13 protein-coding genes and 1 pseudogene are annotated in these 14,198 nt (G+C 73.6%); 2 read left to right on the top strand and 12 right to left on the bottom strand.

The features are described 5' to 3' along the window. Window positions 1–44 precede the first annotated feature (44 nt). Entirely contained in the window at window positions 45–1,193 is a 1,149-nt protein-coding gene (rho, locus tag ABD350_RS36420; RefSeq protein WP_344353477.1) for a transcription termination factor Rho, read from the top strand. 99 nt (window positions 1,194–1,292) lie between these two features. After that, window positions 1,293–2,126 (top strand): annotated as a pseudogene (locus ABD350_RS36415) (D-alanyl-D-alanine carboxypeptidase family protein); the annotation flags it as partial. Between the two features lie 59 nt (window positions 2,127–2,185). Here ABD350_RS36415 and ABD350_RS36410 read toward each other — a convergent pair. From ABD350_RS36410 to ABD350_RS36355, 12 genes are all read right to left on the bottom strand, one after another. Further along, on the bottom strand, window positions 2,186–3,613 hold the full coding sequence (locus ABD350_RS36410; RefSeq protein WP_344353475.1) for a glycosyltransferase family 87 protein: 1,428 nt from the start codon (window positions 3,611–3,613) through the stop codon (window positions 2,186–2,188). After that, entirely contained in the window at window positions 3,610–5,013 is a 1,404-nt protein-coding gene (gene mptB / locus ABD350_RS36405) for a polyprenol phosphomannose-dependent alpha 1,6 mannosyltransferase MptB (protein WP_344353472.1), read from the bottom strand. Before mptB ends, ABD350_RS36410 begins: the two co-directional genes overlap by 4 nt. Window positions 5,014–5,184: 171 nt before the next feature. Further along, complete coding sequence (locus ABD350_RS36400; RefSeq protein ID WP_344353470.1) at window positions 5,185–6,123, bottom strand: glutaminase; 939 nt, start codon at window positions 6,121–6,123, stop codon at window positions 5,185–5,187. A 50-nt stretch (window positions 6,124–6,173) separates the two neighbouring features. Beyond that, window positions 6,174–7,583: an aspartate ammonia-lyase gene (aspA, locus tag ABD350_RS36395; protein WP_344353468.1), complete on the bottom strand. Its 1,410-nt coding sequence runs from the start codon at window positions 7,581–7,583 to the stop codon at window positions 6,174–6,176. A gap of 41 nt (window positions 7,584–7,624) precedes the next feature. Continuing rightward, on the bottom strand, window positions 7,625–8,647 hold the full coding sequence (locus tag ABD350_RS36390) for an asparaginase (RefSeq protein WP_344353467.1): 1,023 nt from the start codon (window positions 8,645–8,647) through the stop codon (window positions 7,625–7,627). 41 nt (window positions 8,648–8,688) lie between these two features. Next, window positions 8,689–10,131 carry an amino acid permease gene (locus tag ABD350_RS36385; protein WP_344353466.1) on the bottom strand — a complete coding sequence of 481 codons (1,443 nt, stop codon included), beginning with the start codon at window positions 10,129–10,131 and terminating at the stop codon, window positions 8,689–8,691. Beyond that, the gene (locus ABD350_RS36380; RefSeq protein ID WP_344353464.1) at window positions 10,128–10,859 is read right to left on the bottom strand and encodes a FadR/GntR family transcriptional regulator; all 732 of its coding nucleotides are present in this window, start codon (window positions 10,857–10,859) and stop codon (window positions 10,128–10,130) included. The genes ABD350_RS36385 and ABD350_RS36380 overlap by 4 nt, the downstream gene beginning before the upstream one ends. A gap of 118 nt (window positions 10,860–10,977) precedes the next feature. After that, window positions 10,978–11,814, bottom strand: coding sequence for an undecaprenyl-diphosphate phosphatase (locus ABD350_RS36375; RefSeq protein WP_344353461.1), 837 nt, complete (start codon window positions 11,812–11,814; stop codon window positions 10,978–10,980). A gap of 76 nt (window positions 11,815–11,890) precedes the next feature. After that, a complete protein-coding gene (gene crcB, locus ABD350_RS36370; RefSeq protein WP_344353460.1) occupies window positions 11,891–12,265 on the bottom strand; it encodes a fluoride efflux transporter CrcB in 375 nt (124 codons plus the stop codon). Then, entirely contained in the window at window positions 12,262–12,642 is a 381-nt protein-coding gene (locus tag ABD350_RS36365; RefSeq protein ID WP_344353458.1) for a DUF190 domain-containing protein, read from the bottom strand. The genes crcB (ABD350_RS36370) and ABD350_RS36365 overlap by 4 nt, the downstream gene beginning before the upstream one ends. Beyond that, window positions 12,639–13,100, bottom strand: a complete 462-nt coding sequence (crcB, locus tag ABD350_RS36360; RefSeq protein WP_344353456.1) for a fluoride efflux transporter CrcB — start codon at window positions 13,098–13,100, stop codon at window positions 12,639–12,641. Before crcB (ABD350_RS36360) ends, ABD350_RS36365 begins: the two co-directional genes overlap by 4 nt. 70 nt (window positions 13,101–13,170) lie before the next feature. Next, a complete protein-coding gene (locus tag ABD350_RS36355) occupies window positions 13,171–14,130 on the bottom strand; it encodes an SMP-30/gluconolactonase/LRE family protein (RefSeq protein ID WP_344353455.1) in 960 nt (319 codons plus the stop codon). Window positions 14,131–14,198: the final 68 nt, after the last annotated feature.

Raw genomic sequence — 14,198 nt, 5'->3', positions numbered from 1 at the left:
CACCCCGCTTCTCCTCCCTGTTCCGTCCGCGAAAGGACACCCGCATGACCACCACACTCGCGACCCCTCCCGAGGCCCGGCAGGCACCGGCCGCCCCGCTCGTCACCGGCGTCCTGGACATCGACGCGCACGGGAAGGGATACCTGAGGGCCGCGCACCTGCTGCCCTCCCCCGCCGATCCGCAGGTCACGCCGGCGTTCGTGCGCCGCCACGGACTGCGCAAGGGCGACCTGGTCGAGGGCGTCCGGGGCGCCCAGCGCACGCTGACCGAGGTCGCGCGCGTCAACGGACGTGCCCCCGCCGAGCCCCGCGCGCGTCGCCACTTCCGCGATCTCACCCCGCTCCATCCGCACCGGCGCCTGCGCCTGGAACACCCCGGCGCCGGACTGACCGGGCGCCTCACCGATCTGCTCGCGCCGGTCGGCAAGGGCCAGCGCGGCCTGATCGTGGCCCCGCCCAAGAGCGGCAAGACCGTGCTGATCCAGCAGCTCGCCGCCGCCGTGGCCGGCAACCACCCCGAGTGCCGGCTGATCGTCCTGCTGCTCGACGAACGGCCCGAGGAGGTCACCGAGATGCGCCGTTCGGTGCGCGGTGAGGTGTACGCCTCCACCTTCGACCGCTCGCCGAAGGACCACATCGCCCTCGCCGAGCTGGTCGTGGAGCGGGCCAAGCGGCTGGTCGAGGCCGGTGAGGACGTCGTCGTGCTGCTGGACTCGCTGACCCGGCTGTGCCGCGCGTACAACAACGCCTCCGCCGCCGGCGGCCGCACCCTGAGCGGCGGCGTCGACGCGGGCGCGCTGATCGGCCCCAAGCGGTTCTTCGGCGCCGCGCGCCAGGCCGAGGAGGGCGGCTCCCTCACCATCCTCGCCTCGGCGCTGGTGGACACCGGCTCGCGCGCCGACGGCTACTTCTTCGAGGAGCTGAAGAGCACCGGCAACATGGAGCTGCGCCTGGACCGGGAGCTGGCCGTCCGGCGCGTCTTCCCCGCCGTGGACATCGACGCCAGCGGCACCCGCCGCGAGGAACTGCTGCTGACCCCGGCCGAGTTGACGGCCGTACGCGGACTGCGCCGCGCCCTGCGCTCCCGGGAGGGCGGTCCGTCCGCCCTGGAGACCCTGCTCGAACGGCTGCGTGCCACCCCCGACAACGCCACGTTCCTGCGGAAGGTCCGGCCGACCCTCCCGGCCGGCTGACCCCGGCCCCGGACGCCCCGGTGCGGCATCCGGGTTGCTCGGCACCCCGAACGGCCCCGGCGGGGTGAGGGACCCGCACCCTGTTCATAGGTTGATCGTATGATCTCCGGATTCTCGTATCGTGCGGCGGTGTCGGCCTGCTCCCTCTGTGTGACGGGCCTGCTGGTGCTCACACCGGCCGCTGCCGCCGCCGGACCCCCGGCCGGGGAGCCCGCCCCGCCCCGCCCGCCGGCGGCGATGCCCGGGCCGTCCCTGCTGTACAGGTCCGGCACCCAGGTCCGGCCGCACCGGGGCGCCCCCGAGCTGCCCGACGTCTCGGCGCTCTCCTGGCTCGTCGCCGACGCCGGCGGCGGGGAGGTGCTGGCCGCGCACGACGCGCACCGCGAACTGCCGCCCGCGAGCACCCTGAAGACCCTGTTCGCGCTCACCGTCCTGCCCGTGCTGCCCGGCGGGCTCCAGCACACCGTGCACTACGACGAACTGGCGGACGTCGGTGAGGGCAGCAGCCTGGTCGGCGTCGAGGAGGGGCACACCTACCGGGTGGCCGACCTGTGGCGGGGGGTCTTCCTCAGCTCCGGGAACGACGCCGTGCACGTCCTCGCCCGGCTCGGCGGCGGCTGGGAGGCCACCGCCGCCCGGATGCAGGACAAGGCCCGCTCGCTCGGCGCGCTGGACACCCATGTGGTCTCCCCCGACGGCTACGACGCCCCCGGCCAGGTCTCCTCCGCCTTCGACCTCGCGGTATTCGGCCGGGCGGGCCTGCGCGACCCCGACTTCGCCCGGTACTGCGGCACCGCCGAGGCCAGCTTTCCCGGTGACGGCTCGTCGTACCCCATCGAGAACACCAACCGGCTGCTCACCGGCGAGGACGGCGTGGCACCGTACCCCGGGCTGATCGGCATCAAGAACGGCTACACCAGCAACGCGGGCAACACCCTGGTGGCCGCGGCGCGCCGCGACGGGCACACCCTCGTGGTGAGCGTGCTCAACCCTCAGGCGGACGGCGGGTTGACCGTGTACGAGGAGGCCCGCGCGCTCCTCGACTGGGGGTTCGCGGCGGCCGGGCAGGTGGACCCGGTGGGCTCGCTGGACGGACTGCGCCCGCCCTCCCGCGCCGAGCCGTCGGCCGTGCCGCTCGCCGCGGCCGGGGCGCCGGCCGCGGACGACGACTCGGACTGGTCCCCCGCCGCCGTCGTGGCGGGGCTCTCCGCACTCGGCGCGGGAGCCGTGGCGCTGGCGCTGCGGGGCAAGGGCCGCCGGGCGGCCCGCGGCTGACCCGCCGGCAGACCGAGCAGCAGGCCCAGCGCGACCCAGACGTAGGCGTTGGCGCCGAGGAACCCGTCCGGACCCGAGGCGTCGCCGGACCACAGCCACACCATGCTGGTGCACAGCACCGCGTAGAGGGCGCCCGCGGTCCGCCGGTGCCCGGCGCGCACCAGCACCGCGAAGGACGGCAGCAGCCACACCAGATGGTGCACCCAGGTGATCGGGCTGACCAGGCAGGCCGCGATGCCGGTGAGGGCGAACGCCGCCGGCCAGTCACCGGCCGCCACCGCCCGGCGGGCCCGCCACGCCCACACGCACAGGGTCACCAGGACCACCGACGCCCACAGCGGGCGGCCCGGCTCGCCGAGGCGGGCCAGCACCCCTTGCAGCGACTGGTTCGACACATAGTCAAGCCGGCCCACCCGGCCGGTGTCCCACAGCGCCTCGGTCCAGTAGAACCGGGAGGCCGCCGGATCGACCCAGGCGGCCAGCGCGGTCGCGGCGGCGGCGACGGCCGTCGCGGTGGCCGCCGCCCGGCGGCGCCCGGCGAGCAGCAGCAGGCCGATGAACAGCACGGGCGTGAGCTTCACCGCGGCCGCCAGTCCGGTACCGACGCCCGCCCAGCGGCCCCGGCCGGCCGTCAGCAGCAGGCTGTCGGCGAGGACGAGGGCCAGCAGCACCAGGTTCACCTGGCCGAAGCTGACGGTGTCCCGCAGCGGCTCGAACATAGCCAGCAGGCACAGGCACAGCGCCCACCGGTACCAGCCGTGACGGCCCCCGCCGGGCCCGGCCAGGATCCGCAGCACCGCCGCGAGCGCGGCCAGGTTCACCAGCAGGGACATGGCGATCGCCGTGGTCCGGCCGAGCAGGGCCAGCGGCAGCATGGCGACGGCGGCGAAGGGCGGGTAGGTGAAGCCGTACACCGTGCCCGGCACTCGGTAGTCGTAGATCCGGCCGCCGTGGTGCGCCCAGGTGTGCACGGTGCCGTAGTACACCCGCAGATCGAAGAAGTCCCGCAGCAGCGGCACGGTCGCCGTGAACGCGGTGACGGCGGCCACCAGCAGCAGCACGAGCAGCAGCCGGCCCCGCTCCGTGCGCGGTCGCAGCCGTGCCGGCCGTGCGCGTACTCCCCCGGATCGCCGCGGCCCCCTCATGCCGGGCGTCCCGGGACCGGGGCCTGGGCGGCCAGGCGGGCCTGCCACAGGACGACGACGCCGAGGGCCCCGCCGGAGACCGCCAGCACCAGCTGTCCCGCATCGGCGGGGCCGCCGCTGGGCAGCACGGCGAGGGCGAGCACCCCGGCCAGGACGGCCGCCCGGTGCCGTACCGGGGTGCCGGGCGCGGCGGCGGCGACCAGGAACAGGCCCCACAGCGCGTACCAGGGCCGGATCGCCGGGCCGAGGACCGCCACCGCGAGCAGGCTCAGGCCGAGCGCGTACACCGGCCGGGCGCGCAGTCTGCGCGCGGTCAGCAGCACGGCGACGGCGGCGGCCGCGAGCCCGAGCAGATGCCAGGCGGGGACGGCCAGCGGGGCCAGTCCGCTGCCGAGGCGGGCCAGCAGGGCGCCGGTCGCCCGGCCGAGCAGGCTGGTCAGCGCCCAGTTGCCCGGGGAGACCGGGGTGCCCAGGGCGCCGAGCCAGCCGTACCCGGTGCCGGCCACGGCCGTGGCGGCGACCGTGGTCGCGGCGGAGGCCGCCGCCGTGGTCAGGACGGCCGGCAGCGGGCGGTCGCCGGAGCGGACGCGGAGCGCGACCACGACCGGCAGGCCGAGCGCCGCCGGGACCTTCACCAGGGCGGCGAGGGCGACGAGAACCGCGCCGACGGCCCCCGCGGCGGGCCGGCGGCCGTGCGCGGCGACCAGGCCGAGCCCGAGCAGGCCGAGCATGAGCGCGTCGTTGTGGGCGCCCGCGACCAGGTGGAGCAGCACCAGCGGGTTGAGCGCGCCGAGCCAGAGCGCGGCGGCCGGGTCGGCGCCGTTGTGCCGGGCGAGCCGGGGCAGCGCCACCGCCATGAGGGCCACGCCGGCCAGCGCGACCAGGCGCATGCCGAGCAGGCCGGCGGGGACCCGGCCGTCGGTCAGGCCCGACAGCGCGGCGGCCAGGGCCACGAAGGCGGGGCCGTAGGGCGCGGCGGTGTGCCGCCACATGGGGGCGACCTCGTCGGCGAGCGGGCCGCCGAGCCGGTCCGGGCCGTGGGCGTAGACGTCCATGTGGGCGTCGGCCATGGCGCCCTGCGCGAGGTAGCTGTAGACGTCCCGGCTGAACAGCGGGGGCGCGAGCAGCAGCGGGGCCGCCCAGAGGGCCAGGACCAGCAGCAGGGCGCGCGGGGTGGGCGGGCGCGGGCCGCGTACCAGCCGGCCTGTCAGCAGCCAGGCCGCGGTCAGCAGGACGATGCCGAAGTACACCCCGACCAGGCCGAGGGCCGCGTGCGCCGAAGCGGGCGCCCACAGCTCCCGGACCGGCAGGGCGCCGGCCGTCCCGCCGCCGAGCGTGAGGAAGGTGGTGCCGGCCAGGCCCAGGGCCTGGCAGTGGCGGAGATCGACGGGGAAAGCCATGGCCAACACCGGGGCAGCGTGGCAACGCCGGGTGGCCGGGGGGCGACGCCGGTCCTGCCGTGCGGGAGCGGATGCGTGACCGGCGGGAAACGGGGCGGAGCCGTTGCCGGACCCGGGTGTGTGGTGGCCGGTGAGACGGTTCCTCCGGTTCGCAAGCCGGTGTTTCCCGGTTCAGAAGACCGACAGGCCCGTGAGGGTGGTGAAGCGGTCCAGGGCCGCGACCCCGGCGACCGAGTTGCCGCGTTCGTCCAGGCCGGGGCTCCACACGCACAGCGTGCACCGGCCGGGTACGACGGCGATGATCCCGCCGCCGACCCCGCTCTTGCCGGGCAGGCCCACCCGGTAGGCGAAGTTGCCGGCCGCGTCGTAGGTGCCGCAGGTCAGCATGATCGCGTTGACCTGCTTGGCCTGGCTGCGGCTGAGCAGCCGGCTGCCGTCGGCGCGGATGCCGTGCCGGGCGAGGAAACCGGTGGCGAGGGCCAGGTCGGCGCAGGAGGCGGCTATGGAGCACTGCCGGAAGTACTGGTCGAGCAGGACCGGTATGTCGTTGTCGATGTTGCCGTAGGACGCCATGAAGTGGGCGAGGGCGGCGTTGCGGTCGCCGTGCGCGGTCTCGGAGGCGGCCACCTCCGTGTCGAAGTCCAGGGCGGGGTTGCCGCTCTCGGCGCGCAGGAAGTCCAGCAGTTCGCCGGCCGCGTCCCCGGTACGGGTGTGCAGGCGGTCGGTGACGACGAGGGCGCCCGCGTTGATGAACGGGTTCCGCGGGATGCCGTTCTCGTACTCCAGCTGGACCAGCGAGTTGAACGGGTTGCCGGAGGGCTCGCGTCCCACGTGCTCCCAGAGCTCGTCGCCCTCCCGGGCGAGGTCCAGGGCGAGTGTGAAGACCTTGGTGATCGACTGCGCGGAGAACGGCTCCCGCCAGTCCCCCACCCCGTACACCGTCCCGTCCGGCTCGGCGACGGCCATGCCGAAGCTGCGCGGGTCGCGGGACGCGAGGGCCGGGATGTAGTCGGCGGGACGGCCCCGCCCGGGCGTGTGGCCGATCTCCTCGGCGATGCGCTCCAGGACCGGCAGGAAGGTGGCGGACGACGTCGCTGTCATGATCACCATTGTGCCTCCCGGCCGGTTCCCGGGCCTTGTCGAGGTGGCGTTATCGCAGGTCAGGCAGCCGGGGCGCCGCTGCCCGCGACGACCTCCGGGCGCAGCAGCTCGGCCAGTCGGCCGGCCGGCAGCAGGCCCTTCTCCAGCACCAGTTCGGCCACGCCGCGGCCGGTGGCGAGGGCCTCCTTGGCGATGTCGGTCGCGGCCGTGTAGCCGATGTGCGGGTTGAGCGCGGTGACCAGGCCGATGGAGTTCTCCACGGTCGCGCGCAGCCGCTCGGTGTTGGCGGTGATGCCGGAGACGCAGCGCTCGGCCAGCGTGCGGCAGGCGCTCTCCAGGTGCGTGATCGACTTCGACAGGGAGTGCAGGATGATCGGCTCGAAGGCGTTGAGCTGGAGCTGCCCGGCCTCGGCGGCCATGGTGATGGCGACGTCGTTGCCGATCACCTCGAACGCGACCTGGTTGACCACCTCGGGGATGACCGGGTTGACCTTGCCCGGCATGATCGACGAACCGGCCTGGACCGGCGGCAGGTTGATCTCGCCGAGGCCCGCGCGCGGACCGGAGGACAGCAGGCGCAGGTCGTTGCAGCTCTTGGAGAGCTTGACCGCGATCCGCTTCAGGACGCCGGACATCTGGACGAAGGCGCCGCAGTCCTGGGTGGCCTCCACCAGGTTGGCGGCGGTGACCAGCGGGAGGCCGGTGAGGGCGGACAGATGGCGGCGGGCGGCCTCGGCGTATCCGGCGGGCGCGTTGAGGCCGGTGCCGATGGCCGTGGCGCCGAGATTGATCTCGTGGACCAGCTCGACGGCCTCGGCGAGACGGCTGCGGTCCTCCTCGATCATGACGGCGAACGCGGAGAACTCCTGGCCCAGCGTCATGGGTACCGCGTCCTGCAACTGTGTACGGCCCAGCTTGAGCACGTCACGGAACTCGACGGCCTTGCGGGCGAAAGCGTCCTGGAGTACGGACATCGCCTTGAGCAGTCCACGTACCGCGAAGACCGTCGCTATCTTGACGGCGGTCGGGTAGACGTCATTGGTTGACTGGCTCAGGTTGACATCCTCGTTGGGATGCAGATGGGTGTACTGTCCCTTGGCGTGGCCGAGCAGTTCCAGCGCACGGTTGGCCACGACCTCGTTGGCGTTCATGTTGGTGGACGTGCCGGCGCCGCCCTGGACGACGTCCACCACGAACTGGTCGTGCAGCTTCCCGGCGCGGATCTCGCGGCAGGCGGCGACGATCGCGGCGGCCTTGGCGGGCGCCAGCAGACCGAGCTCCTCGTTGGCGAGGGCGGCGGCCTCCTTCACCGCGGCCAGGGCGTCGATCAGGTGGGGGTAGGCGGAGATCGGGGTGCCGGTGATGGGGAAGTTCTCTGTCGCGCGCAGGGTGTGGATACCCCAGTACGCGTCGGCGGGGACGTCGCGGTCGCCGAGCAGGTCGTGCTCGCTGCGGGTGGCGGCGGTCATGAGGGTACGGGTCTCTTTCCGGGGTTCGGAGTCCGACGGGACTAAACGTGGGCGGCGGCCGGGGCGGGGTCGGGGTCGAGCGCGCGCACGGGCCGCACGCTGCCCACCGGCTTCCCGCCGCCGAGCAACGGCTCCCCCACGAACTCGGTGAGCAGCGCGGGGTCGACGCCGGCGCGGGCCAGCGCCGCCGCGGCGACGGGGATCCGGGCCCGGTTGGCCCCGTCGGCGATCTTCACGGCGACGGCCGTGCCGTCGGGCAGCGCCGCGACCTGGACGCCCTCGAAACCGTCCTTGGCGAGCAGTCCGGGCACGGCCCGCATGAGCGCGGCGACGTCCCGGCCGGAGCCGGAGGCCATCTCGGCGTGCTCGCGCATCGCGTCGGCGACCTTGGCCTCGGGGGTGCCGGGGACGGCCGTGGTGATCCGGGCGAGGGCGCGGGCGAGGCCGTGCAGGGAGATGGCGAACAGCGGGGCCCCGCAGCCGTCCACGGTGACCCGGGCGGCCCGCTGTCCGGTCAGGTCCTCGACGGTGGCGGCGATCTCCCGCTGGAGCGGATGCGCCGGGTCCAGGTAGTCGTCCAGGGACCAGCCGTTGAGCTTGGCCGTCCACAGCATGGCGGCGTGCTTGCCGGAGCAGTTCTGGGCGAGCCGCGAGGGCATGCGGCCCTCCCGTACCCAGGCGTCCCGGACGACCGGGTCGAACGGCATGTCGGGCACGTTGCGCAGGTCGTCCTCGGCGAGGCCGGCGAGTTCCAGGATGCGCCGGGTGCCGGCCAGGTGCCGCTCCTCGCCGGAGTGGCTGGCGGCGGCCAGCGACAGCAGCTCGCCGTCCAGTGGCAGCCCGGCCCGCAGCATGGCCACGGCCTGGACGGGCTTGATCGCCGAGCGCGGGTAGAAGGCCGCCTCGGTGTCGCCGAGCCGGAAGCGCACCCGGCCGTCGGCGCCGAGGACGACGACGGAGCCGTAGTGGATGCCCTCGACGACCCCGCCGCGCACGAGGTGGGCGACGGGGGCGTGGAGGGGTTCGCGGACGACAGGGGCGTCGGCGGGGGAACTGCTGTACATCACTGCCTGCATCAAGGGGTCGGGGTCGGCCGGAACGCGGGTCACGCGCCGGCGCCGGTGGAGGTGTTGCGGGTCGCGCGGGCGCGGACGGCGTACCAGCCCGCGACCAGCGCTGCGACGATCAGCGGCAGACAGAGCACGGTGGTGCGTCCGGCGCCGCCGTCGGCGTACATGAGGACCAGGACGGAGGCGAGGAACGCCAGCGTCACGAGTTCGGTCCAGGGGGAGCCCGGCAGCCGGTAGGCCGGCCGGGACAGGTCGCCCTGCCGGGTCTTCCGCCAGAAGAGCAGGTGACAGACCATGATCATGGCCCAGGTGGCGAGGATGCCGATCGCCGCGAAGTTGAGGACGATCTCGAACGCGTCGTCGGGGACCACGTAGTTGAGGCCCACGCCGAGGACGCAGATCCCGCTGGTGAGCAGGATGCCGCCGTAGGGGACCTGGCTGCGGCTCATCCGGGCGGTGAAGGCGGGGGCGGAGCCGCTCATCGCCATGGAGCGCAGGATGCGGCCGGTGGAGTAGAGGCCGGAGTTCAGCGACGACAGGGCCGCGGTCAGGACGACCAGGTTCATCACCCCGCCGGCCGCCGGGACGCCGATGTTCGACAGGACCGTGACGAACGGGCTCTCGCCGGCGGAGTACGTGTTCCACGGGAGCAGCATCGACAGCAGGACGACCGAACCGACGTAGAACAGGCCCACCCGCCACATGATCGAGTTGATCGCCTTCGGCATGATCTTCTCGGGGTTCTCGGTCTCGCCGGCGGCGACGCCGACCAGCTCGACGGAGGCGTAGGCGAAGACGACGCCCTGGATGATCAGCAGCATGGGCAGCAGGCCGTGCGGAAAGAGGCCGCCGTTGCCGGTGATCAGGGCGGGGCCGGGGTGGTGGCCGTCGACCGGGTGCTGGGTGACCAGCAGGTAGATGCCGATGCACATGAACAGGAGGAGCGCGCCGACCTTGACGATCGCGAACCAGAACTCCAGTTCGCCGAAGATCTTGACCGATATCAAGTTGACGGTCAACACGACGGCGAGGGCGATCAATGCGATCAACCATTGCGGGATGTCGGAGAACATGCCCCAGTAGTGGGTGTAGGTGGCGACCGCCGTGATGTCGGCGATCCCGGTCGTCGCCCAGTTGAGGAAGTACATCCAGCCCGCGGTGTAGGCGCCCTTCTCCCCCAGGAACTCCCGGGCGTACGACACGAAGGCGCCGGAGGACGGGCGGTAGAGCACGAGTTCGCCGAGGGCCCGGACGACCAGGAAGGCGAAGACGCCACAGACGGCGTACGCGAGGAAGAGGGAGGGACCGGCGTCGGCGAGCCGGCCGCCCGCGCCGAGGAAGAGGCCGGTGCCGATGGCGCCGCCGATGGCGATCATGTTGACGTGCCGGTGCTTCAGGCCCTTGCTGTAGCCGGCGTCTCCGGCGTCGATGTGGCCGGTCGAGGGGCGCGTCTCGTCTTTGAGGTGCTGTTCGCTCACGCCTCGGCTCCGCCTTCCGCTGGGGGGTCCGTCCGCTGGGGACGCACGATGTCGGTGAGGGTCGTCTCGACGCGGTCCAGGTGGTGGCTCATGGCCTGGACGGCGTCGTGCTCGCTGCCGTCGACCAGCGCCTCGACGATCGCCCGGTGCTCGCGGTTGGACTGCTCGCGGCGCCCGCCCAGCTCGTTGAGGAAGGCCGACTGACGCGCCAGTGCGTCGCGGATCTCCTCGATGACCCGGCGGAACACCGGGTTCTGGGCGGCTTCGGCCACGGCGAGGTGGAAGAGGGTGTCCATCGCCACCCAGGCGGTGGTGTCCGTCTCCCGCTCCATGCGGTCGAGCAGGTGGGCCAGGTGGTCCAGGTTCTCCGGGGTGCGGCGCACGGCCGCGTAGCCGGCGACCGGGATCTCGATGTGGCGGCGCACCTCCAGCAGGTCGCTGGCCGCGTAGTCGCCGAAGGTGGGGTCCTCGACGGTGTTCGCGACCACGAAGGTGCCCTTGCCGGTGCGGGAGACCGTCAGGCCCATGGTCTGCAGCGCGCGCAGCGCCTCGCGGAGCACGGGCCGGGACACCTCCAGGGTGCGGCACAGCTCGGCTTCGGAGGGGAGCTTGTCGCCGATGGCGTACCGGCCGCTCTCGATGGCGCCGCGGAGGTGGTCGAGTACCGCTTCCATGGCGCTGACACGCCGGGGGACGAGACCACCTGTCTGGCTGTCTGACAGGTTCACGGGAGCGATCCTGCGGGGTGCGGACGGACACTGTCAAGGCAGGCGGTAAGAAAGGATTCACGGGGTGCGGCACCTGAATAAGGCTTACCGCACCCCGTGGGTGAACAGCGGCGCCGGTTCAGCTGCCGAGCGTGCCGGTGCCGAGCAGGCCGAGCAGGAGCACACCTACGACGATCCGGTAGATCACGAAGGCGTTGAAGGAGTGCTTGGCGACGAACTTCAGCAGCCAGGCGATGGAGGCGTAGGCGACCACGAACGACACGACCGTGCCGACGGCGAGCGGGGCGGCGCCGACCCCCGCGCCGAGGGCGTCCTTCAGCTCGTACAGGCCGGCGCCGGTCAGGGCCGGGATGCCGAGGAAGAAGGACAGCCGGGTGGCGGCGACGCGGTCCAGGTCCAGGATGAGCGCGGTGGACATGGTGGCGCCGGAACGCGAGAAGCCGGGGAAGAGCAGGGCGAGGATCTGCGAGCAGCCGACCCACATCGCGTCCTTGAAGGACGTGTCGTCCTCGCCGCGCTTGTGCCGGCCCATCTGGTCGGCGGCCCACATCACACCGGAACCGGCGATCAGCGAGCCGGCGACCACCCACAGGGAGGCGAGCGGGCCGTCGATCAGCGGCTTGGCGGCGAGGCCCACCAGCACGATCGGGATGGTGGCCGCGATCACCCACCAGGCGAACTTGTAGTCGTGGTGGTAGCGCTCCTCGCGGTCGGCCAGGCCGCGGAACCAGGCGGTGACGATCCGCCGGATGTCCTTGAAGAAGTACACGAGCACCGCGGCGATGGCGCCGACCTGGATGACGGCGGAGAACCCGACGACGGACGAGTCGTCGACGGGGATGTCCATGAGCCCTTCGGCGATCTTCAGGTGTCCGGTGGAGGACACCGGGAGGAACTCGGTCACCCCCTCGATCACTCCGAGGACGACGGCCTGACCGACGGAGATGGCGCTCATGGGATCCGATTCTGGGGAGGGGTTGGTCGACAGTCCTGGAGACAGTACTCACTGTTCCCGGCCGCGCGGCACACGCCTAGGCCCACAGCAGACCGGCCAGTGAGATACCGGTGAAAGCCGCGGCGAGTCCCGCCGCCACACTTGCCACGACGTTCCAGGCGGCGTAGAGACCGGAGCCGGCCTCGCTCAGCCGGAGGGTCTCATAGGAGAAGGTCGAGTACGTCGTCAGCGCGCCGCACAGCCCGGTGCCCAGCAGAAGCCGCAGGTGGGGGCCGGCGGCCCCGGCGGAGGCGGCGCCCGTGACCAGCCCGAGGACCAGGCAGCCGACGACGTTCACCACGAAGGTGCCCCACGGGAAGAGCGAGTCGTGCCGGGCCTGCACGGCACGGTCGGTGAGGTAGCGCAGGGGTGCGCCGACCATGGCGCCCGCGACGACCAGCAGCCAGTTCACAACGACTTCTTACCCTCCGGGTCCGTTCCGTCCGGGCCGGCCGGGGCCCCCGTCCACCGGACGACCTCGCATGCGTCCAGGGTGACCAGGCACCCGCCGGCCAGTTCGCCGAGCCGGGGCAGGAACGCCCGGATCCGCTCCTCGGTGTCCACCACGACCACCGCGACCGGCAGGTCCTCGCTCAGGGACAGCAGCCGGGAGGTGTGGATACGAGAGGAGGCGCCGTAGCCCTCGATGCCCCGGAAGACACTGGCGCCGGCGAGTCCGGCGGCGTGCGCGCGGTGCACGATCTCGCAGTACAGGGGGCGGTGGTGCCAGGTGGCGTTCTCGCCGGCGTACACGGTCAGCCGCAGGGCGCGGGCGGTGAGCGGGGTCATCGCCGCCGCCCGGCGAGGACCCGGCGGGCGGCGGCCGAGGCCAGCCACACCGCCGCGAGGGCCGCGCACAGCGTCGCGGCCAGATAGGCGAGGGCCGGGCCGGGGCGGCCGGCGTCGGCCAGGTGGCGGATGTCGACCGCGTAGGTGGAGAACGTGGTGTAGCCGCCGAGCACGCCGGTGCCGAGGAACGGCCGCAGCAGGCGGTGGGCGGCCCACACGTCGGTGACGAGCACCATGAGGACGCCCATGGCGGCGCAGCCGGAGACATTGGTCCAGAAGGTGGCCCAGGGAAAGCCGCCGGGTGGTGCGGGCCAGGCGAGGGTGAGGGCATAGCGGGCCGTCGCGCCGACCGCGCCGCCGGCCGACACGACCGCGACGACGGGCGCCTGCGCACGCCACTCGGGCCGCCGGGATGCTGCGGGGCGGGCGCCGCGGGTCTCCGTCTCCGGGGCAGTCATGTGGTCACGTCTCCTCTTCCGGCCCCTGCCCCGCCGGGCGATCAAGGCCGGAACCCAGCGTACCGCCGGGTCAGCGGGCGGCGGGCCGGGCGCAGACCGCCACCCCGGGCTCCCACAGGCTGCCCAGCACCAGGTGGTCGCCGGTGGCGCAGACGCTGGTGACCATGCGGAAACCGGACCGGCGGCGGGTGAGGTGGTGGACGACGCGTCCCTCGTCGTCCACGGCGACGACGCCGGTGGTCCCGCTCGGGCGGTACGGCAGGCGGACGGCGGCCCGGGCGGCGCCGCGGCGGACGGCCGGCGAGGAGCGGTGCAGCGCTTCCAGCGGGGGGACCCTGGGGCTGGCCAGGGCGACCCAGACCGGGCCGCCGGGGCCCTCGCGCCAGAGGTTGTCCGGCATGCCGGGCAGCTCGGCGAAGGGTTCGGCGTGACCGGCGCGGGGGCCGGTGAGCCGGTAGCGGACGAGGCGGCAGGCACCGGTCTCGGCGAGCACCAGGCAGGAGCCGTCGGCCGTGACGGCGAGGCCGTTGGCGAACCGCAGCCCCTCCAGCAGGACCTCGGGCTCGCCGCCCTCCGGGGCGAGCCGCAGCAGGCGCCCGGTGCCGGTGTGCTCGACGATGTCGCCGATCCACCGGTCGAGGGGGTAGCGGCGGCTGGAGACGGTGAAGTACAGGGTGCCGTCGGGGAGGGCGACGGCGTTGCTGCAGAAGCGGAGCCGCTCCCCCGCCACCGAGTCCGCGAGGACGCGGACGGTGCCGTCGTCCGTGCCCACGCGCAGCAGGCCGCGTTCGGCGTCGCACACCACCAGGTCGCCGTCCGGGAGGAGCTCCAGCCCGAGGGGCCGGCCGCCGGTGCGGGCCAGCACCTCGGTGCGGGCCGTGAGCGGGTCGCCGAGGTGGTGGACGCGCAGGATCCGCCCGTCGGCCACTCCGGTCAGCACGCGCCCGTGCGGGTCGGGTACGACGTCCTCGGGGCCGCGCGCGCCGAGGGAGACGTAGTGCAGCGGCACGAGGTCCGCGGGTCGGTCCATGGGCGTCACCTTTTCACCGTCCTGTGCCGTCGTCAGCGTGCGTGTCCACCGGTCCCGTGCGGGCGCGG

Source organism: Streptomyces nogalater, assembly GCF_039532885.1.
Classification (GTDB): Bacteria; Actinomycetota; Actinomycetes; order Streptomycetales; family Streptomycetaceae; genus Streptomyces; species Streptomyces nogalater.
This window is presented reverse-complemented; position numbering and strand designations above follow the sequence as displayed.

Bases quoted from the DNA above. Each gene is read 5' to 3' on its own strand.
- rho (WP_344353477.1), top strand. From the start codon at position 45: ATGACCACCACACTCGCGACCCCTCCCGAGGCCCGGCAGGCACCGGCC.
- ABD350_RS36410 (WP_344353475.1), bottom strand. From the start codon at position 3,613: ATGAGGGGGCCGCGGCGATCCGGGGGAGTACGCGCACGGCCGGCACGG.
- mptB (WP_344353472.1), bottom strand. From the start codon at position 5,013: ATGGCTTTCCCCGTCGATCTCCGCCACTGCCAGGCCCTGGGCCTGGCC.
- ABD350_RS36400 (WP_344353470.1), bottom strand. From the start codon at position 6,123: ATGGTGATCATGACAGCGACGTCGTCCGCCACCTTCCTGCCGGTCCTG.
- aspA (WP_344353468.1), bottom strand. From the start codon at position 7,583: ATGACCGCCGCCACCCGCAGCGAGCACGACCTGCTCGGCGACCGCGAC.
- ABD350_RS36390 (WP_344353467.1), bottom strand. From the start codon at position 8,647: ATGTACAGCAGTTCCCCCGCCGACGCCCCTGTCGTCCGCGAACCCCTC.
- ABD350_RS36375 (WP_344353461.1), bottom strand. From the start codon at position 11,814: ATGAGCGCCATCTCCGTCGGTCAGGCCGTCGTCCTCGGAGTGATCGAG.
- ABD350_RS36365 (WP_344353458.1), bottom strand. From the start codon at position 12,642: ATGACCCCGCTCACCGCCCGCGCCCTGCGGCTGACCGTGTACGCCGGC.
- crcB (WP_344353456.1), bottom strand. From the start codon at position 13,100: ATGACTGCCCCGGAGACGGAGACCCGCGGCGCCCGCCCCGCAGCATCC.
- ABD350_RS36355 (WP_344353455.1), bottom strand. From the start codon at position 14,130: ATGGACCGACCCGCGGACCTCGTGCCGCTGCACTACGTCTCCCTCGGC.